The organism is Rahnella sp. PCH160 (assembly GCF_047784855.1).
Taxonomy (GTDB): Bacteria; Pseudomonadota; Gammaproteobacteria; order Enterobacterales; family Enterobacteriaceae; genus Rahnella.
Map to the genome: position 1 here is coordinate 2,251,093 of NZ_JBLOGT010000001.1, position 19,127 is coordinate 2,270,219.

A 19,127-nucleotide genomic window follows, 5' to 3' on the forward strand; every position below is an offset into this window, starting at 1 on the left:
AGTTTCATGGTTTTATTTTTATTCAAGTAATTCAATATCTTATATGATTTTAAGACTGCCGGTCACGACGCGTGTCACTGACGTCATATCCGCGTCGTCACCGAATCGACAATTCTGTCGACAACGCGGTCAGGCGGTTTCGGCCTGAAATGGCGCGATGCCCATGCCCTGTTCCAGCGCCGGTAATAACTGATGCAGGCGGACGACGGCCTGTTCCACGGCGTCGCTCATCGGGTAATAAAACGCGACGACGTCCGGCTGAATGCCGACAAACGTGATTTGCGGGATGTCCTCACGCAGCTGTTGCATGAGAAACGTCAGCGGTAAATTGTGGGTGGTCATCATGAACATTTCGCCGATGTCGCTTTCTTCGAGAATGCGCATCTCGCCGGGCATCAGCCCCATGTCAGTGGCGTCCACGATCACCAGATGCGCCGGGCGCAGCTCGCGTAAATAGCTGATGTCATTTTCTGGCGCGGCACCGCCGTCAACGACCGTCCAGCCGCTGAGTGGTTTTTCCGCGCACAGTTCTGCCAACCGGGGGCCGGCACCGTCATCACCCATCATGCTGTTGCCCACGCAAAGCAGCGCGTACCGGGAAGCGGAATCAGGCATCGTATCTCCTGACCATCAGGTACATGGCGGGGTCGCTTTCGATTTGTCCGAGCAGGGCAATAAGCCGGTCGCTCCAGCCCTGCTGTTCTTCATTCATTTGCGGGCGGGCGTCACGCAGCGCCAGCGCCAGTAAATGCGTGTGGCTGCTGTCGATATTGATTTCGCCAAAACGCTGTACGCCCGCCAGTTTTCGGTAGGCTTCGCCCTGTTCGGGCAGGCAGCTGACCCATTGCTGGTAGCCGGTGAGCGGGCATTCGAGGCGGGATTTCAGGCAGTCGATCACCCCGAGGTGGTGGCCGATGGCCAGGCTGTAATACACCACTTCCTGCACTTTCTGCGAGCTGCGCTTTTGCGCACTTTTTTCATCGACAAATTTGCTGCTCAGCGAGTAAAAAATGACTTTGTTCTTTTCGGCCTGATGGCCGGAAAAAGGCTGATGCTGCGCGTAGCGCTGGTCGTTTCCTGACGTCATCACAGGCGTACCTCCCCGCGCAGAACTTGCTGATAAATCTGTTGCAGGTTGCCGACAATTTCAGTGAGACGCAGGTCGCCGCGTTCACTGAGGTAGGTTGAAACGCGCTGCTCCACCGGCTGAATACCGGGCGCTGCCACGATATTCATAAACTCGTCCGCAATCTGGCGACCATAGCGGTAACCGGCCATACGGCGCGCTTCGCGGTCGAGTAAAACACGCAACGGCTGCGGCAGATCCGGATGCAGTAATTCCGCCGGAGTCGCAGCGGCCTCATCGTGCTGCTGGCCTTTGATTTTCTGATCCAGCAAACCAAGCGCCATCGCGAAGCCGTAAATGGTGGCCGCCGGTGTTGGCGGGCAACCCGGAATATACACGTCGACCGGCACGATTTTATCGGTGCCGCCCCAGACGCAGTAAAGGTCGTGGAAAATCCCGCCGCTGTTGCCGCAGGCACCGTAAGAAATGCAGATTTTTGGATCCGGTGCGGAATCCCAGGCGCGCAGCGCGGGCATGCGCATGGCGCGGGTGACCGCGCCGGTGAACAGCAGAATATCGGCGTGGCGCGGTGACGGCACGACTTTGATGCCAAAACGTTCGGCGTCAAACAGCGGTGAAATCGCGGCGAAAATCTCAATCTCACAGCCGTTACAACCGCCGCAATCCACGCGGTAAACGTAGGCGGAGCGGCGGATGCTGTGCAACAGGGTGGATTTCAGCTTTGCGATGCTTTCGTCAAGCGTGACGGGCACCGGCAGACCATTTTCGTCACGCGGTGCAATCGGGTTATGACTCATGAACGGGCCTCCGTGTTCATATGGCGGCCGATATCAATACGGTCGGTGGAAGAAAGACTGTGCATTTTCTTGCATGACGGACAGGTTTCGTACTGCACGCGGCGGTCGGCGATTTGCCGGTCGCTCAGCGCCGCGCTTTCCTGCAACAGGCTGAGCGCGAAGTCGATTTCCTTTTGCACGGCGTAAGGTTTGCCGCATTCACGGCAATGGCAAATGGGGAAATCCGCCGTTTCGTACAGATCTTCTTTGCGCCATACCGCCAGTTCAAATTCCTGCGACAGTTTGATGGCCGCCGTCGGGCAGACTTCCTCGCAGCGGGCGCAGAAAATGCAGCGGCCTAAAAACAGCTGCCAGCGCAGGGTTTCGCCGTCTTCCGCCGTGGTCATGGTCAGCGCGTTAGACGGGCAGGCGTTGGCGCAGGCTCCGCAGGCAATACACTGCTGCGCGGTGTACAGCGGCTTGCCGCGAAAATTCGGCGCAAGATCCAGCGGCGTAAACGGATAACCCACGGTGGCTGTGCCCGTTTTCAGCACTTTTTTAATCAGTTTCAGCATGATTTAAGCGATTCCTTAAAGCGGCGAATTTTTGCGTTCGATGCCGTAACGTTCGATCTCTTTGTAAGGCACGACAATGGTCGTTTTCTTACGCACATCGACCACGGTCATGCGGTCGGTGCAGGAATAGCAAGGATCGAGACTGCCGATGATCAGCGGGGCGTCGGACACCGTATTGCCGCGCAGCATGTAGCGCAGCGTCGGCCAGTTGGCGTACGTCGCCGCACGGCAGCGCCAGCGGAACAGCTTCTGGTTGTCGCCGGTCATGCTCCAGTGGATATCGTCGCCGCGCGGGGCTTCGGCAAAACCGAGGGCAAAGCGGTGCGGAATATAGGTAAACCCTTCCACCGCCAGCGGGCCGCCCGGCAGGCTTTGCAGGCCAAACTCAATCATGTTCAGGGCGTTGTAGACTTCGTGGATGCGGACTTTCAGGCGGGAATACACGTCGTTGCCGGTTTCGCTGCAAATCTCAAACGGCAGCTTGGCGTAGCCGGCATAAGGATGATCCAGACGCATATCGCGGCGGTGACCGCTGCCGCGCACCATCGGGCCGACGTTACTGAAATCACGCGCCACCTGCGGATCGAGAATGCCGACGCCGACGCTGCGCTGTTCGGTATTCGGTGTGCTGAGCAAGATATCCACCAGCTCATTGAGGTCACGGCGCATACTGCCCGCCAGCGCAATCGTCTGGATCATGTCGTCTTTTAAGATGTCGCGACGCATCCCGCCGATCAGGTTCATACCATAGGTTTTGCGTGCGCCGGTGAGGATTTCGGCCATCTTCATCGACTGTTCGCGGATGCGGAAAAACTGCATAAAGCCTGAGTCAAAACCGACGAAATGGCAGGTCAGCCCGAGGTTCAGCAAATGGCTGTGCAGGCGTTCCACTTCCAGCAGAATTGAGCGGATCATCTGGGCGCGTTCCGGCACCACAATTCCCATCGCATTTTCAACCGACGAGGTGTACGCCACGCTGTGCGTAAAGCCGCAGATGCCGCACACGCGGTCGGAAAGGAACGTGACCTCGTTATACCCCATGCGGGTTTCCGCCAGTTTTTCCATACCCCGGTGGACGTAAAACAGACGGTAATCCGCGTCGATAATGTCTTCGCCATCGACAAACAGACGAAAATGTCCGGGTTCGTCAGAAGTGACGTGCAGCGGGCCAATCGGCACAATTTTGCTGCCTTCTTTGGCTTGCGAAATAAACGGATAGGTTTCGTCGTCGGTGGTCGGTGCCGGGCGCTGACGGTAATCCATCGAATCTTTGCGCAGCGGATAGAGATCATCCGGCCAGTCATCCGGCAGCACCAGACGGCGTTCGTCCGGCAACCCGACCGGGCGCAAACCGTACATATCGCGGACTTCGCGTTCGCCCCAGACTGCCGCGGGCACGCGCGGCGTCACGGACGGGAATTCCAGTGAAACCGGATCCACTTCGGCGCGCACGGTGATCCAGCACTTCACGCCTTTTTCCATCGACAGCACGTAATACAGCGCATAGTTGCCGCACAGCGTGCGCTCGTCATTGCCAAATAACACAGAAAGCCAGCCTCCCTGCTGGTAATACAACCACTCGACCACTTCCGGCAGCGCGTTCAGTTTGATGGTCACCGTCGCCTGCGTATCGGTCTGCCATTCGCTGCCTAAAATGGCAGACGGGAACTGTTTCGCCAGCGCGGCAAGATAATGTTTGCCGACCGGGTTTTGATTTAATGCGGTATTGAACTCACTCATTGCAAAGCCTCTTCCCGCCGTGGCGGGATAAGAAAAATGTCAGGTCAGCCTGCGACCAGCCAGGAAACCAGCGCCAGAAATGCCAGCCCGAACCCCGCCCAAGTGGTGCGGGACGTTTTGAGAAAACGCAGACGGGCGACGCTGTTCTCGATAAGCGCCACCAGAAAAACGGCGATCAGCAGCTTCACCAGACTCAGCACCACGGCAATCAGCAATGCCACCGGCGTGATGTGTTCCACCTGTCCGAACGGGAAGAACAGGCCGAGAAACAGCTGCAGCACCACCAGCTGTTTCAGGCTGATACCCATTTTCAGCACGCCCAGCGCGGCACCGGAATATTCGGTCAGCGGACCTTCCTGCAATTCCTGCTCGGCTTCGGCCATATCAAACGGTAATTTGCCCATTTCGATATACGTGGCAAACGCACAGGCCAGACCGGCCAGAATGAGCGTCAGGGAAGACGACACCGGCCAGTGCAGCACGCGGGTAGAAATCGCCCCCAGCGAGGTGGAACCCGCCACCAGCGCGGCGACCCACAGGCCGAGCAACAGAATCGGTTCCACCAGCACGCCTAACACCGCTTCACGGCTGGCACCGATGCCGGTGAACGTACTGCCGGTATCCAGCCCGGCGATGGCAAACACAAAACGCACCACGGCGAACAGATAAATCACGGTGATCAGGTCGCCCGCCGCGCCCATCGGCGAGGCCAGCGTGACCACCGGTAACGCGGTGGCGATGACCAGCAAGCCGCCGGTCAGCAGATACGGCATGCTGCGAAACGCCGGGCCGGACGCCGCCGGTGCCACACTCTGGCGTTTGAGTAATTTGGCGATATCACGGTATTCCTGTAATACCCCCGGCCCGCGCCGGTTGTGCATCCGGGCGCGCATCACGCGGCTGAATCCGGCAAACAGCGGAGCCACCGCCAGCAGCGCGACGGCCTGAATCAGCGCCAGCGGCCACAGAGAACTGTTCAGCAAAAAGGGAAAATTCATAGTCAGTTCCTCAGGCAAAAGCCACGACCAGCAACACGGCCAGTTCGATGAAAGCCAGACGACGGCAGAAAGCCCCGAGCCAGCCCTGATGCAGCGTGCTCACCAGTTTGGCGGGCATAACGTACTGGCGCAGGCGGTACAGCGGCCCGAACATCACGCGCAGCGGCTGGGTAAAACCGGTCGCGGTGACCACCATGTCAGCGGAATGCCCGTAACCACAGGCCCAGGCATCGCCACGCAGGCGGTTTGGCAGGCGGGCACCGCGCAGAACGGCAGCAATAATCCACGGCAGCAAGGGCATCGCCAGCAGCAGAAGCGCCACCATCGGGGCGGAAACGGCGGAGGTCGTTGAAAATACCGCGCCGTGCTGTGCGGTCTGGAGAACCGGCGCGTTCAGCACGGAAGCGGCTACAGCAGCGAAGTGCGGAATAATCCACGGTGAGGCCACCCCGAAAACGATGCACAACAGCGCCAGCAAAACGCTGCTCAGCGTCATCGCCAGCGGTGCAGGCGTGGCTGCTTCTGCCGCCTTACTGCGTGGTGCGCCAAGGAACGTGACGCCGAAAACTTTCGCCACGCACATCAGCGCCAGCGCGCCGGTGAGCGCCAGACCGACCGCCAGCAACGGGCCGAGCAGACGGGCGATAAACAGCGGCGCGGCGCTCAGCTGTAACAGCGACTGATACAGCAGCCATTCGCTGGCAAAGCCGTTAAGCGGCGGCAGCGCGGCCATCGACATCAGCGCAATTAACATGGCGACGGCGGTCCACGGCATCAGACGGGCAATTCCGCCGAGCTTTTCCATATCCTTTATGCCGGTCTGCATTTCAATTTCACCGGCACCGAGGAACAGTGCGGTTTTAAACAAACCGTGGTTGAACAGATGGAACAATCCGGCCAGCAGCGCCAGCGCCGCCAGTTCCGGCAGATTCAGCGCCACACCGGTCATTGCACCGCCGACGCCGAGCAGAATAATCCCGACGTTTTCCAGCGTGTGATAGGCCAGCAGACGGCGGATATCGTGTTCCATCAGCGCGTAGAGCCCGCCAATAAACGCGGTCAGGATTGCCAGCAACAACACCATCAGGCCCCACCAGAGTGGCGGTGCGCCGAGCAAATCCAGACCGACTTTTACGATGCCAATAATGCCGATTTTCATCAGCACGGAAGAGAACAGCGCAGCCGCATGTGCCGGTGCGCTGGAGTGCGATTGCGGCACCCAGGCGTGCAGCGGAATAATCCCCGCGTAAAGCCCGAAGCCCGCCAGCGCCAGCAGGAAGGCCAGCGATTTCGCGCCCGCCGGGAAGGCCGTGTGGCGCAGAACGTCAAAATCCAGACTGCCGCTGACGTGATGCAAAACAGTAAACGCCAGAATCAGGCAAACCGTGCCGAGGCGACCCGACAGAAACTGATTCAGACCGGCACGGCGGCTTTTCACATCATCGGTTTGTACGATCAGGAAGTAAGCGCACAGCGCGGCCAGTTCCATCATCAGGAGCAATTGGACCGCGTTACTGGCGACTGCTGCCGCAGTCAGCGCCGCCAGCAGAAAATTGCACAATAAGCCGGTGCGGCCGCGTTTACGTGTCGTCGTCCCCGCCAGCCAGGCGCAGGCATACAGGCTGCTGAACAGCGCCGTCACCGACATCGCCAGCAATAACAATCCGTTCAGCGGGCTGAATTCGGCGGTAAACGGCAACACGGGCAACGCCAGCGTCTGAACCGCGCCGCCGCTTTGAACCATCTCAAACGCGGCGACGATAACCGCCGCAGATGCCAGCATGCCGCCCAGCCCAGAAATCAGGCTGCTGAGGCGTGCGGCGGCAGAAAACATCCAGCCCGCCACGCCGCTCACCAGCCAGATAAGCAGTGCCAGCGCCAGCAAAGAGGCGGGTTCTAAAGCAAACAAAGCTGTCATGATTTAGCCCCCGCGTCAGGCGTGGTGAAAGTGGAATAACTGGCAGGGAATGCGTTCATCGCATTCAGGCGTTTTTGCTGGCTGCTGTGCTCGGACAGACTGGCGGTAACCAGCGTGATGGCCTGCGTCGGGCAGGTTTTGACGCACGCGGGGCCGTCCGGGCTGAAGCTGCATAAATCGCATTTCACCGCCACGGCGCGTAAACCGGGCACGCAATCCAGGAACGGGCTGACAGCACGCGGCGCACGCGGAGCGGGTAACGCTTTTGAGGTATTACAGTTGCGGGGAATATCCAGCGGCGTGCTGCCGGAAAAGGTGATTGCGCCAAACGGGCAGGCAATTCCGCACAGCTTGCAACTCACGCACAGGCTTTCATTGAGATGAATGGCATCGTCCTGACGGGTGATGGCATTGACCGGGCACACCTGCGCGCACGGCGCATCTTCACACTGGTGACACATGACCGGCGCGGAATCCAGCCGGTTGCGCATCACCTGCAAACGGGGCGCAGACTGCAGGCTGTGCAGCTGATGTTCCTGCGAACAGCTGGCCATACAGGTGTTGCAGCCGATACACAGTTTCGGATCGGCGATCACATATTGATTCATGGCGGCGATGCGACTCATGAAGTCTCCTTTTCATTTCGTCAAAGGTGACGAAATCGGCACTTAAATTGACATTTCGACATTTATGTCGGAATTAATCCCGGTAAAAACCGGCAATCACGCTGCGCGGGAAAATATTTCCGTCAGACCGGACTGATAATGTATTTCTGACTATGAATCAGGCGTGGCTGAGTAATTTTTCTAATTGTGCCTGAATAGGCTGATTGCTATGCAGGGAGTCGTAAATACACTGATAGATAGCGGAGATTTTATTTAAATAATGTTCCAGAACGGCGTTTTTATCATGAATGTCTGTGGTGCCGTCAATCTTACCCTCTTCACTTAGCGTGGCGTGGGCAAAGGTTTTGAAATGAGGTTCTTCACCGCTGTGCGCCATGTTCAGACTGTACACGATGTCCTGACTGTAGAAGTCATCGCTCAGGTGAATGCTGACGGTGAAATGGTTGAACAGCGTGAAGCGGATATCCTGATCTTCACCACAGCAGAACTCGTGATTAATCTTTTTGTTTGAATGGGTTATCGCCTGAATCAGGCTGTTCTGATAAGTGCGCCACTGTGATTTTAGATGGCTGTTTTTGCTGGCGATGTAGTCGGCCTTTGTGGTCAGTTCGCTGAGAGTGCTCATGTCATTACCCGTTATTATGTTGTGCGTGAGTGCCCGTTTTTCCCGCCCTGTGACGACAAAATAGGGTGCATAACTCTCTAATGGCATAAAGCGTGCCAGTGTCGAAATTTATTTTTTAAATACTTTAAAATCATTGTATTGAAAGAGTTTTCACTGTCTGGTGACTTATGGCGGGGGAATTAATGACGTGTCGATGACACCTTATTTCGACAGTTATGACGTATTAATTCCGTCACCGGGGAACACGCTTCCTTTAATAGGTGAGATGCAATCTGGCATTAATATTGCAACAGCGCTTTTATCTGACTCCATCGGGAGGGGAAATAATGCACGAAATTACGCTGTGCCAGAATGCCGTGGAAATAATGCAAAAATTTGGCCAGCAAAATAATGCGCGGCGAATTACCGCTGTGTGGATGGAAATTGGGGCGTTTTCCTGCGTCGAACCGGAAGCGCTGCAATTTTGTTTTGAACTGGCCTGTCGCGAAACGCTGGCCGAAGGCTGCACGTTGCATCTCGATACGCCCGCGGCGCAAAGCTGGTGCCACGATTGCCAGAAAGACATCCGTCTGTTCCGCCCCGACGTGCTGCTTTGCCCTGAGTGTGGCGGCCGCAATGTGCGGGTGATTGCCGACGACGGCATGAAAATCAAACGAATTGAAATCGAATAACGGGTATCCGTAAACCCGGGGAGAAAACTATGTGCAGTACCTGCGGTTGTGCCAGCGGCGAGCTTCGGATTGAAGGCGTCAGCAGCGAACATTCTCACCACGACCATTCCCATCACGATCATTCGCATGACCACGAACAGCGCCATTCGCACGGTTTGCCCTTTGCGCCGCGCCGCCTGGTGGATATCGAAATGGATGTGCTGGCCAAGAACAATCATATTGCCGCGCATAACCGTGAACATTTTGCGCAGGCGTCCATTCTGGCGCTGAATCTGGTGTCCAGCCCCGGTTCCGGCAAAACGACGCTGCTGACCAGCACCCTGACCCGTCTTGCGCCGTATTTCGACTGCGCGGTGGTGGAAGGCGATCAGCAAACCACCAATGATGCGGATCGTATCCGCGCGACCGGCGTACCGGCGATTCAGGTGAATACCGGCAAAGGTTGCCATCTCGATGCGCAAATGGTGCATGACGCGGTACATCAGTTGTCGCCGAACAATAACAGCCTGCTGTTTATCGAAAACGTCGGCAATCTGGTGTGCCCGGCGAGTTTTGATCTCGGCGAACGGCACAAAGTTGCGGTGCTTTCCGTCACCGAAGGCGAAGACAAACCGCTGAAGTATCCGCATATGTTTGCGGCCTCGCGCCTGATGATCCTCAATAAAATCGACCTGCTGCCGTACGTCAGTTTTGATGTCGAAACCTGCATCGCCAACGCGCGGCAGGTGAACCCGGAGATTGAAGTGATCCGCCTTTCAGCCACCACCGGCGAAGGCATGGACGCGTGGCTGGCGTGGCTGGAGGAGCAGCGATGTGCATAGGCATTCCGGGGCAAATTGTTGCGCTGCATGAGCAACAGCCCGATCACGCCTGGGCGGAAGTTTGCGGCCTGCGGCGAGAAGTGAATATCGCGCTGGTCTGTGACTGCAAGAGCGATGGCGAACGCGAACAGCTTATCGGCGGCTGGGTGTTAATTCATGTCGGTTTTGCGCTGAGCAGACTCGACGAGCACGAAGCGCAGGAAACGCTGGCGGCGCTGCACGCCATGGAAGAGGTGGAAGCCGACGTCGCACTGTTTCTCGGCGCGGGGAGGCCAGATAATGCGTTTTGTTGATGAATTTCGTGACCCGAAACTGGCGAAAACGCTGATTGAACGCCTGCATAAACGGGCCGCACAACTGCCTTATACCGCTGAAAAACCGATGCAGATTATGGAAGTCTGCGGCGGACATACGCATGCTATTTTCAAATTTGGTCTGGATAAGCTCCTGCCGCCGCAGCTGGAATTTATCCACGGGCCCGGCTGCCCGGTGTGCGTGTTGCCGATGGGGCGGATTGACGCGTGTTGTGAAATTGCTGCTCACCCGGACGTGATTTTTTGCACCTTTGGCGATGCGCTGCGGGTGCCGGGGAAACAAGGATCACTGCTGAATGCGCGCGAACGCGGCGCGGACGTGCGGGTGGTCTATTCGCCGCTCGACGCACTGAAACTGGCGCGGGAAAACCCGCAGCGGCAGGTGGTGTTTTTCGCACTCGGTTTTGAAACCACGCTGCCGGTGACGGCGGTCACGCTGCAACAGGCACGGCGCGAAGGGCTGACCAATTTCAGCGTCTTTTGCCAGCATATCAGCCTGATCCCCACCTTGCGCAGTTTGCTGCAACAAGACGATGTCCGCATCGACGCTTTTCTCGCGCCGGGCCACGTCAGCATGGTGATCGGCACCGCGCCGTATCATTTTATTAATACGCAATTTGGCAAACCCCTGGTGGTCAGCGGGTTCGAACCGCTGGATATGCTGCAAAGCGTAATCATGCTGGTGGAACAAGTTTGCGAGGCATCGTGTAAAACGGAAAACCAATACCGACGCATCGTACCGGAAGAGGGTAATGTGCTGGCACAAAGCGCTATCCGCGAAGTCTTTCAGCTTTCCGGCAGCAGCGAATGGCGCGGGCTGGGGCTTATCGAGGCGTCGGGGATTTCCCTGACGCAAACTTATTCGGCATTTGACGCCGAACGCCGTTTCAGCCCGCAGGCGCAATCGGTGGCCGATGATCCGCGTTCGCGCTGCGGCGAAGTCCTGACGGGGCGCTGCAAGCCGCATGAATGCCCGTTGTTTGGCACCGGCTGCACGCCGCATAACGCGTTTGGCGCACTGATGGTCTCCTCCGAAGGGGCCTGCGCCGCCTGGTATCAGTACCGGTATCAGGAAAATGAATCAGAGCAGCAAGAGATGAAACAGAAGGTGGCAGGATGAGTGGTCGCAATGACGTAGTGACGATGGCGCACGGCAGCGGTGGCCGCGCGATGCAGCAAATGATTGAACGGATGTTTCTCCGCGCGTTTGATAACCCGTGGCTCAACGAGCGCGAAGACGGCGCACGTTTATCGCTGGCCGCGCTGAGCCAGCAGGGCGACCGTCTGGCATTCACCACTGACAGTTATGTCATTGATCCGATTTTCTTTCCCGGCGGAAATATCGGCAAACTGGCCGTGTGCGGCACGGCAAACGACCTGTCCGTCAGCGGTGCAACACCGGCGTATCTTTCCTGCGGATTCATTCTGGAAGAAGGGTTGCCGATGGACGATTTGCAGAAAATAGTCAGCCTGATGGCACAAACCGCACGCGATGCGGGGATCGCCATTGTCACCGGTGACACCAAAGTCGTGCAGCGCGGTGCAGCCGACAAGATTTTCATTAACACAGCCGGGATCGGCGTGATCCCCGGCGGTGTGGCATGGGGCGCGGGGCAGATTCAGTGCGGAGACAAAGTGATCGTCAGCGGTACGCTGGGCGATCACGGCGCCACCATTCTGAATCTTCGCGAGCAACTGGGGATGGATCTCGGAATCGGGAGCGACTGCGCGGTGCTGGCTCCGATGGTGACGCCACTGCATGTGGTTTCCGGCGTTCACGCCCTGCGCGATGCGACACGCGGCGGCGTTAACGCGATTTTGCATGAATTCAGCGAGGCCAGCGGTTTCGGCATTTGTATTGATGAGAATGCCCTGCCGGTCAAACCTGCCGTACGGGGAATTTGCGAACTGCTGGGGCTGGAACCGCTGAATTTTGCCAATGAAGGCAAACTGGTGGTGGTGGTTTCTGCACAGGCGGAAGAAACGGTACTGAAACTATTGCGCAACCATCCGCTGGGAGCCGATGCCGCGACGATCGGCGAGGTTACCGAAAATCCTCAGGTCTGTCTGCGCGGCGCGCTCGGCGTTTCCCGCCAGGTCATGCTGCCACATACCGAACCTTTACCCCGCATTTGTTGATCTCGTCAGGGGGATGAGTGCCACGAAAGGGGTAGACTTTTCCCTATCGCCCTTTTTTCAGAAACTACGTTATCCAGAGCCCACGCTATGCAGAGTGCAACCATGAGCACGACAAAACACAAAGGATTGCTGGAACTGACGCGCACACTGTTGCTGCAACAGACCATGAACTCGCTGCTGGAAACCCTGACCCAGGTGGTGCAGAGTGTCGGTATTGCAGAATCGGTGACGCTGGTGTTGTTTGACAGCAATAGTGAACGCGTCAGTTTTTATGGCATCGATCCGCATCATCAGCCAGTGAGTTATGAAGACGAAACCTTGCTCGCCACCGGACCGGTACATGCGCTGCTCAGCAACCCGAAAACGCAGGTCTGGCGCAGCGAGGCGCTGCATTTGCGCTACCCGCAACTGGCCGTGCTCAACCTGTATCCGGCGTTTACCGACTACTGCCTGGTGCCGTTGCTGGCATCTACCGGCCTGCTCGGAGGCTGCGAGTTTACCCGTCAGCGCGCTGCGCCGTTCAGCGAGGAAGATAAAAGCGGGTTGCATGAACTCTGCATGCTGGCGGCAATTGCGGTCGAGCAGATTCAGCTTCGCGAAAATGCGCTGTTTCAGCAATCGCTGTTGCGCCACGAACGCGATGATTTCCGCATTCTGGTGGACATCACCAATGCCGTACTTTCCAAGCTTGATCTCGACGAACTGACCGGCGAGATCGCCAAAACCATTCATCATTTTTTCCACATCAACGCCATCAGCATTGTGCTGTGCGATGCCGACAAAGACAGTGAACAGGCCAGCGTCTACGCCACGCATTATGTGCAGACGCATGTCGCTGAACGCGAACAATCGCGCATGACGCTGGCGGGCTCGCTGGAACAGCAGGTGATGAAAAACGGCGAAATGTTGCTGACCAACGTGCGACCTTCGGAAGAACCGGAAGACGACGAGAGCACGCTGTTCCAGCTGCTGTGGCGCGACCAGACCAAAACGCTGTGCATGCTGCCGCTGCGTTTTGGCCAGAAAACGCTGGGCGTCCTCAAACTGGCGCAGTGTCAGCCGGATAATTTCAATTCCGCCAACCTGCGGGTTTTGCAGCAAATCGCCGAGCGTATTGCCATTGCGGTGGACAACGCACTGGCGTATCAGGAAATCAAAAGCCTGAAGGAAAAACTGCAACACGAAAACCTGTATCTGACCGAGCAAATTAACAGCAATACCCCGGATTTCAGCGACATTGTCGGGCGCAGCGCCGGTATGTCTGCGGTGCTCAAACAGGTCGAGATCGTGGCGAAAAGTGACTGCTCTGTGCTGATCCTCGGGGAAACCGGCACCGGCAAAGAACTGATCGCCCGGGCGATTCATAACCTCGGCGATCGCCGCGACCAGCGGATGGTCAAAATGAACTGCGCGGCGATGCCTGCCGGGCTGCTGGAAAGCGACCTGTTTGGTCATGAAAAAGGCTCGTTTACAGGCGCAACCGCCCAGCGTATGGGCCGTTTTGAGCTGGCTGATAAGGGCACGCTGTTCCTCGATGAAGTCGGGGAAATCCCGCTGGAGCTGCAACCTAAATTGCTGCGTATTTTGCAGGAACGGGAATTTGAAAGGGTGGGCGGCAACAAACTGATCTCGGTGAATGTGCGCATGATCGCCGCCACCAACCGCGATCTGCAGCAAATGGTGGCCGACAAAGAATTTCGCAGTGACCTGTATTACCGGCTCAATGTGTTCCCGATCGTCATCCCGCCGCTGCGTGAACGCCCGGAAGATATTCCGCAACTGGTGAAATTTCTGACCTACAAAATCGCCAAACGGATGAAGCGTACCATCGACAGCATTCCGGCGGAGACGCTGCGCTTGCTCAGCCGCATGCCGTGGCCGGGCAATGTCCGTGAGCTGGAAAATGTGATTGAACGCGCCGTACTTCTGACCCGCGGCACGGTGCTGGATCTGCAACTTCCCGAGCTGAATTATCCGCTGCCAATGACGCCGGTTGCGCCACCGGTATTCTCTGAACCTGCGCCTCACCTGAGCGAAGACGACGAGCGCGAGCGTATTATCACGGTATTAAAAGAAACCAACGGGGTGGTCGCCGGGCCTCGCGGTGCCGCGCAGCGTCTGGGTTTAAAACGCACCACATTGCTTTCGAGGATGAAAAAACTGGGCATCGCGGCGCATTGAGGTCTCTCTCTGAAAATCCCCTACCGGCGCATTGTTCTGCCGGAAGGGGAGTTGTATTTCCGTCAGCCAGCCGCTGTTCCACCGGGCAATGAAATATGCCCGATACGGTAATGCTGACCGGTTCCTGTCTGCACATTTTTTCCCGCCGTAAAACGTATCTTCTTCCAGTTTGTGGTGTCCCACGCGGTCACGTCTATAAGCGCACCGTTGCTGGCTTCTCCGGAACTCAGTGGCGTGAGATCGCTATACGGTGGGATATCCGTCATCTCGCGACGGGCAAAAACCACGCCCGTCACATCCTCACTGATGCGGGCGGAAAGCACCGGATAAACCCTGACCTGCGGCCATCCGAACGCTTTTGCCACGCCCTGAAAACCGGCGCTGAGCAGAAAACGGTGCATACTTTCTGCGTCCTGCCACAGATAAAACGGAGCGTAGAGGTTTTCCGCGCTGCCCGTCGCGGTATCGTCCCGTCGTGCGTACAGATAGGTTTTGAAAATCAGCCCCGGAAAGCCGTCCAGCAAATGCCCGTTCTCGGCAATCCGCCGTTCAATAATCCCCATGTCGTAATCCGCAGGCAGCGTGAAACTGTATTGCATCGCAATCATCATTTTTCCTCTTCTGAGCGGCTGATGCCGGCAACGTGAAAGACGTCACCGTGGCTGAATGACCAGTCTTCCGGCTGGGTGAAATTCACCACAACCATGATATCCGCCGGATTGATGCCGATTTCCGTGTGCAATCTTTCATTCAGATAATGATACAGCGCGCTTTTCTGTGCGGTATTTCGGGGTTTCCCCGCCGTGATGTGGAACAGCAGAAAATCGTCAGAACGGCGGCTGTCCGGGCCTGCCAGATACGTCGGGTTGATCACCCGCAGGCCGCGACTTGCCGGTTCAAACAGCTGGAAACAGTCGTCTTTGGGAACGGAAAACGTCGTGACCAGAGCGTCCTGCAAGACAGTGGAAATCGCGTTTTGCCAGCCTTCGAGGCGGTGTTCCGGTATTGAAATTCGGGTAAACGGCATGATGATTTTCCTCTGTTATTGCGGGTCGAGCGCTGCGAAACGGGTCAGCGCGGAAGCGGCGGCGGGCCATCCGGCATAAAACGCCAGATGGGTGATCACTTCGCTCAGTTCGCTGTGCGTGACGCCATTGTTAACCGCCAGCTCCAGATGAAAAGGCAACTGTTCGGTGCGGTTCAGTGCAATCAGCGTGGCGACGGTAATCAGGCTGCGGTCGCGCGCAGGCAGCTCGCTTCGTTGCCAGAGGTCACCAAACAAAACCTGCTCAGTCACCTGTGCGAGTTTTGGCGTCAGGCGCGTCATGGTTTCAGGCGGCAGCATCGGGGATGGTGTCGTGGTGCTCATTTCAGGCTCCTTTTAGCGGGTGTGAAAAGGAGCATAAGGCGTTATGATTGTCCTTAATATCGAAAATATCAGCAGTATTAATCCATAAAAACGGGATTGTTAAACGTGGCTAAACGACCGGTAACTTTTGATGCAGAGGCGCTGCGCAGTTTTGTCTCCGGCATAGAGCTCGGGAGCTTTGTGCTGGCGGCTGACCGCTTAGGGCGTTCGACGTCGGCGGTCAGCGCGCAACTGAAAAAGCTGGAGCAGCAGGCGGGCACGGAGCTGGTGCAAAAGGCGGGAAGGCATCTGATTCTGACCGCGCAGGGCGAGGTGATGCTCAGTTATGCGCGGCGGATTTTAAGCCTCAACGACGAAGCCAGCGCGGCATTATCGGCCAGCACGCTGAGCGGCAGCATTAATCTCGGTATGCAGGAAGATTTTGGCGAGGCACTTTTACCGGCCATTCTCGGTACGTTTACCCGCGCACATCCGCAGGTGCAGCTTTCTGCCAGCATCACGCGCAATCAGCAATTGCTCGACGGGATCCGGCATAACGAATTCGATCTGGCGGTGTGCTGGCAGGCGGATGACGTCCCGCTTTTCCCGACCAGCCGGGCGCTGGGCCGCATTCCGCTGCGCTGGATTGGCCCGCAGAATTTCTCGCTGGCGCATTATCTGGAAACCGGCGAACCGCTGCCTTTGCTGGTGTTTGAAGCGCCGTGCCTGATGCGAAGTGCGGCGACGGCGGCGCTGGATAAAGCAGGGATCCCTTGGCGGATTGCGTTTACCAGCCGCAGCCTGGGCGGGATTTGGGCGGCGCTGTCCGCCGGTTTGGGGATTACTTTACGGACGGACTTTGGCAGACCGGCAACCCTGAAGGTTCTGGAGGATTTACCCGCGCCGGGTGAAATCGGCATCACTCTTCATCAGAGCCAGATGCAGCCGGGCGAACCGGCGACGTATCTGACCGAGGCCATCACCGGCTTTTTCGCCACCGGACAGTAACGGGGTTTACTTTTTAGCGGGCTGGCTGCGGTAGTGTTCCAGCCGCTCGCGAAAGTAAGCGCGCAGATGTTCCGGCTGTTCCATCTCAACTTCTTGTGCGTTGACGGGAAGGTTATTGCGCTCGCGCACGGCGACGGTTCCGGCTGCAAGCCCGGCACTCACTTTTTCCATTTCTTCGTGGGTAAGACCTGCGAGATTGTTGTTCATAGCGTCTCCTTTAGACTGCACGCAGTTTAGCACTGTCCGCCGCCAAAAAGCGGTGGTGCGGCGGCAGATTGAAATCCAATTTCACAATCAGTTTACAAAATCGTCAAAAGCAGACCATTATTTAGTCTTCAATTTCCCGGAACGGAGCCTGATGATGACGCGAATGACAGCCAAAGATTTTCCGCCTGAACTGCTCGAGTACTTTGATTTTTATGTTCACGGCAAAATGACCAAACGTGAGTTTCTCGATCTCTCGGCAAAATTTGTGGCGGGCGGCCTGTCGCTGGCGGCACTGTCCACGCTGATGACACCCAACTATGCCTACGCCGAACAGGTGCAATTCACCGATCCGGATATTGTGGCGCAATACATCCAGTACCCGTCGCCGCAGGGGCATGGCAGCGTAAAAGCCTATCTGGTGCGCCCGGCCAAAGCCGCCGGAAAAGTGCCGGGCGTGGTGGTGGTGCATGAGAATCGTGGCCTTAATCCGTATATCGAAGACGTGGCGCGCCGCGTGGCGAAAGCCGGATTTGTGGCGCTTGCACCGGACGGCCTGAGTTCTGTCGGCGGTTATCCGGGGAACGATGAGAAAGGGCGCGAGCTACAGCAAAAAGTGGATCCCACCAAACTGATGAATGACTTTTTTGCCGCCGTGGAATTTCTCATGCACCACGAAACGGGCACCGGAAAAGTGGGTATTACCGGTTTTTGTTATGGCGGTGGTGTGGCGAATGCGGCCGCAGTGGCCTACCCGGAACTGGCGGCGGCGGTACCCTTTTACGGACGTCAGCCTAAAGCCGAAGATGTGCCGCGCATCAAAGCGCCGTTATTGTTGCATTACGCTGAACTGGATAAGCCGATTACCGACGGCTGGCCAGCTTATGAGGAAGCACTCAACGCGAACCATAAAGTGTATGAAGGGTATGTTTATCCCGGCGTAAATCACGGATTCCACAACGATTCGACGCCGCGCTATGACAAAGCGGCAGCCGACCTGGCGTGGGAGCGCACCATCGCCTGGTTTAAAAAGTATCTCGACCCGCAGACGGAAACGGCATAAATGAAAAGGGCAGGATCGAACCCTGCCCTTTTTGCATTCTGACTCAATCCGGTATGGATCAGGATTTCAGTTTGTCATCGAAATCGGACGCGTCATGGCGTTCTGCCAGTTGCTGATCCGGCTCGCCCCAGGTGCGGTTGACGATACGGCCGCGTTTGACCGCCGGACGATCTGCCACTTCCGCCGCCCAACGCTGGAAGTTTTTGTAGGACTGGATATCCAGGAACTCGGCGGAATCGTACAGACCGCCCTGCGCGAGGCTGCCGTACCAGGTGAAAATGGCGATATCGGCAATCGTGTATTCTTCACCGGCAATAAAGCGGTGATCGGCCAGTTGCCTGTCCAGCACGTCGAGCTGGCGCTTGGCTTCCATCGTGAAACGGTTGATGGCGTATTCGATTTTGACCGGCGCGTAATTATAGAAATGCCCGAAACCGCCGCCCAGATACGGTGCGGAGCCCTGCAGCCAGAACAGCCAGTTCAGGGTTTCCGTGCGCCCCGCGAGATCTTCCGGCAGGAATTGACCGAATTTCTCCGCCAGATACAGCAGGATATTGCCCGATTCAAACACGCGGATGGGCGGTTTGGCCGAGTTGTCCAGCAGTGCCGGGATCTTCGAATTCGGGTTCACATCGACAAAGCCGCTGGAGAACTGATCGCCTTCGTTAATGCGGATCAGATGCGCGTCATATTCTGCACCGCTTTCGCCCAGCGCCAGCAATTCTTCGAGAAGGATCGTCACTTTCTGACCGTTCGGCGTGCCCAGAGAATATAACTGTAACGGGTGTTTACCGACCGGCAGCGTTTTCTCGTGAGTCGGGCCTGCAACCGGGCGGTTGATGTTTGAGAATTTGCTGGTTTCGTCTTTATTCCAGGTCCAGACTTTAGGCGGTTGGTATTGTTCTGACATGAGGATGCTCCGTCTGCAATTAAGGGTGTTTAAGACTGAAAAGTCTAGCAGGAGAAACTCGGGCGTGACGCTGAGAATGTGCCCTGCGGGGATGCCGGGCATTGGCCTTTGGCTTCAGGTCAA

Annotated in this window: 22 protein-coding genes; 8 read left to right on the top strand and 14 right to left on the bottom strand. The window is 57.0% G+C overall.

The genetic code is table 11. The features are described 5' to 3' along the window. Positions 1 to 129: 129 nt before the first annotated feature. The 9 genes from hycI to hycA form a co-directional block, all read right to left on the bottom strand. Entirely contained in the window at positions 130 to 615 is a 486-nt protein-coding gene (gene hycI / locus ACM5QY_RS10540) for a hydrogenase maturation peptidase HycI (protein WP_416120577.1), read from the bottom strand. Continuing rightward, positions 608 to 1,087 carry a formate hydrogenlyase maturation HycH family protein gene (locus ACM5QY_RS10545; protein ID WP_416122863.1) on the bottom strand — a complete coding sequence of 160 codons (480 nt, stop codon included), beginning with the start codon at positions 1,085 to 1,087 and terminating at the stop codon, positions 608 to 610. The genes hycI and ACM5QY_RS10545 overlap by 8 nt, the downstream gene beginning before the upstream one ends. Beyond that, entirely contained in the window at positions 1,087 to 1,884 is a 798-nt protein-coding gene (locus ACM5QY_RS10550) for an NADH-quinone oxidoreductase subunit B family protein (protein WP_416120578.1), read from the bottom strand. Before ACM5QY_RS10550 ends, ACM5QY_RS10545 begins: the two co-directional genes overlap by 1 nt. After that, positions 1,881 to 2,438, bottom strand: a complete 558-nt coding sequence (locus ACM5QY_RS10555; protein ID WP_416120579.1) for a formate hydrogenlyase complex iron-sulfur subunit — start codon at positions 2,436 to 2,438, stop codon at positions 1,881 to 1,883. Before ACM5QY_RS10555 ends, ACM5QY_RS10550 begins: the two co-directional genes overlap by 4 nt. A gap of 15 nt (positions 2,439 to 2,453) precedes the next feature. After that, positions 2,454 to 4,178 (bottom strand): hydrogenase large subunit, encoded by a 1,725-nt coding sequence (locus tag ACM5QY_RS10560; RefSeq protein ID WP_416120580.1) that lies wholly within the window; start codon positions 4,176 to 4,178, stop codon positions 2,454 to 2,456. A 44-nt stretch (positions 4,179 to 4,222) separates the two neighbouring features. Further along, positions 4,223 to 5,176 (bottom strand): respiratory chain complex I subunit 1 family protein, encoded by a 954-nt coding sequence (locus tag ACM5QY_RS10565; RefSeq protein ID WP_416120581.1) that lies wholly within the window; start codon positions 5,174 to 5,176, stop codon positions 4,223 to 4,225. Between the two features lie 10 nt (positions 5,177 to 5,186). Beyond that, the gene (locus ACM5QY_RS10570; protein WP_416120582.1) at positions 5,187 to 7,094 is read right to left on the bottom strand and encodes a proton-conducting transporter transmembrane domain-containing protein; all 1,908 of its coding nucleotides are present in this window, start codon (positions 7,092 to 7,094) and stop codon (positions 5,187 to 5,189) included. Beyond that, a complete protein-coding gene (locus ACM5QY_RS10575; protein WP_416122864.1) occupies positions 7,091 to 7,702 on the bottom strand; it encodes a 4Fe-4S dicluster domain-containing protein in 612 nt (203 codons plus the stop codon). Before ACM5QY_RS10575 ends, ACM5QY_RS10570 begins: the two co-directional genes overlap by 4 nt. 175 nt (positions 7,703 to 7,877) lie before the next feature. Next, entirely contained in the window at positions 7,878 to 8,345 is a 468-nt protein-coding gene (hycA, locus tag ACM5QY_RS10580) for a formate hydrogenlyase regulator HycA (protein ID WP_416120583.1), read from the bottom strand. A gap of 326 nt (positions 8,346 to 8,671) precedes the next feature. On the opposite strand from hycA, the gene hypA reads away from it, so the two are divergent. The 6 genes from hypA (at position 8,672) to flhA (ending at position 14,471) form a co-directional block, all read left to right on the top strand. Continuing rightward, positions 8,672 to 9,016 carry a hydrogenase maturation nickel metallochaperone HypA gene (gene hypA / locus ACM5QY_RS10585; protein ID WP_416120584.1) on the top strand — a complete coding sequence of 115 codons (345 nt, stop codon included), beginning with the start codon at positions 8,672 to 8,674 and terminating at the stop codon, positions 9,014 to 9,016. A 29-nt stretch (positions 9,017 to 9,045) separates the two neighbouring features. Beyond that, positions 9,046 to 9,837 carry a hydrogenase nickel incorporation protein HypB gene (gene hypB / locus ACM5QY_RS10590; protein ID WP_416120585.1) on the top strand — a complete coding sequence of 264 codons (792 nt, stop codon included), beginning with the start codon at positions 9,046 to 9,048 and terminating at the stop codon, positions 9,835 to 9,837. After that, positions 9,828 to 10,130, top strand: a complete 303-nt coding sequence (locus tag ACM5QY_RS10595) for a HypC/HybG/HupF family hydrogenase formation chaperone (protein ID WP_416120586.1) — start codon at positions 9,828 to 9,830, stop codon at positions 10,128 to 10,130. Before hypB ends, ACM5QY_RS10595 begins: the two co-directional genes overlap by 10 nt. Next, positions 10,117 to 11,271, top strand: a complete 1,155-nt coding sequence (gene hypD, locus ACM5QY_RS10600; protein ID WP_416120587.1) for a hydrogenase formation protein HypD — start codon at positions 10,117 to 10,119, stop codon at positions 11,269 to 11,271. The genes ACM5QY_RS10595 and hypD overlap by 14 nt, the downstream gene beginning before the upstream one ends. Next, positions 11,268 to 12,290, top strand: coding sequence for a hydrogenase expression/formation protein HypE (hypE, locus tag ACM5QY_RS10605; protein ID WP_416120588.1), 1,023 nt, complete (start codon positions 11,268 to 11,270; stop codon positions 12,288 to 12,290). Before hypD ends, hypE begins: the two co-directional genes overlap by 4 nt. Before the next feature lie 102 nt (positions 12,291 to 12,392). Continuing rightward, the gene (gene flhA / locus ACM5QY_RS10610; RefSeq protein WP_416120589.1) at positions 12,393 to 14,471 is read left to right on the top strand and encodes a formate hydrogenlyase transcriptional activator FlhA; all 2,079 of its coding nucleotides are present in this window, start codon (positions 12,393 to 12,395) and stop codon (positions 14,469 to 14,471) included. Positions 14,472 to 14,533: 62 nt separating this feature from the next. Here flhA and ACM5QY_RS10615 read toward each other — a convergent pair whose 3' ends face one another. From ACM5QY_RS10615 to ACM5QY_RS10625, 3 genes are read right to left on the bottom strand one after another with little or no spacing between them, the layout of a single operon-like run. Then, complete coding sequence (locus ACM5QY_RS10615) at positions 14,534 to 15,082, bottom strand: DUF4865 family protein (protein WP_416120590.1); 549 nt, start codon at positions 15,080 to 15,082, stop codon at positions 14,534 to 14,536. Further along, complete coding sequence (locus ACM5QY_RS10620; RefSeq protein WP_416120591.1) at positions 15,079 to 15,498, bottom strand: tautomerase family protein; 420 nt, start codon at positions 15,496 to 15,498, stop codon at positions 15,079 to 15,081. The genes ACM5QY_RS10615 and ACM5QY_RS10620 overlap by 4 nt, the downstream gene beginning before the upstream one ends. Positions 15,499 to 15,513: 15 nt before the next feature. Beyond that, positions 15,514 to 15,840 (bottom strand): carboxymuconolactone decarboxylase family protein, encoded by a 327-nt coding sequence (locus tag ACM5QY_RS10625; RefSeq protein ID WP_416120592.1) that lies wholly within the window; start codon positions 15,838 to 15,840, stop codon positions 15,514 to 15,516. 105 nt (positions 15,841 to 15,945) lie between these two features. Here ACM5QY_RS10625 and ACM5QY_RS10630 point away from each other — a divergent pair, with 105 nt between their 5' ends. After that, positions 15,946 to 16,827, top strand: coding sequence for a LysR substrate-binding domain-containing protein (locus ACM5QY_RS10630; protein ID WP_416120593.1), 882 nt, complete (start codon positions 15,946 to 15,948; stop codon positions 16,825 to 16,827). A 6-nt stretch (positions 16,828 to 16,833) separates the two neighbouring features. Here ACM5QY_RS10630 and ACM5QY_RS10635 read toward each other — a convergent pair whose 3' ends face one another. Beyond that, positions 16,834 to 17,034 carry a DNA polymerase III subunit theta gene (locus ACM5QY_RS10635; protein WP_416120594.1) on the bottom strand — a complete coding sequence of 67 codons (201 nt, stop codon included), beginning with the start codon at positions 17,032 to 17,034 and terminating at the stop codon, positions 16,834 to 16,836. A gap of 154 nt (positions 17,035 to 17,188) precedes the next feature. Here ACM5QY_RS10635 and yghX point away from each other — a divergent pair, with 154 nt between their 5' ends. Continuing rightward, on the top strand, positions 17,189 to 18,094 hold the full coding sequence (gene yghX, locus ACM5QY_RS10640) for a YghX family hydrolase (RefSeq protein WP_416122865.1): 906 nt from the start codon (positions 17,189 to 17,191) through the stop codon (positions 18,092 to 18,094). A gap of 58 nt (positions 18,095 to 18,152) precedes the next feature. On the opposite strand, the gene yghU is transcribed toward yghX, so the two are convergent. Continuing rightward, positions 18,153 to 19,004: a glutathione-dependent disulfide-bond oxidoreductase gene (gene yghU / locus ACM5QY_RS10645; RefSeq protein ID WP_416120595.1), complete on the bottom strand. Its 852-nt coding sequence runs from the start codon at positions 19,002 to 19,004 to the stop codon at positions 18,153 to 18,155. Positions 19,005 to 19,127: the final 123 nt, after the last annotated feature.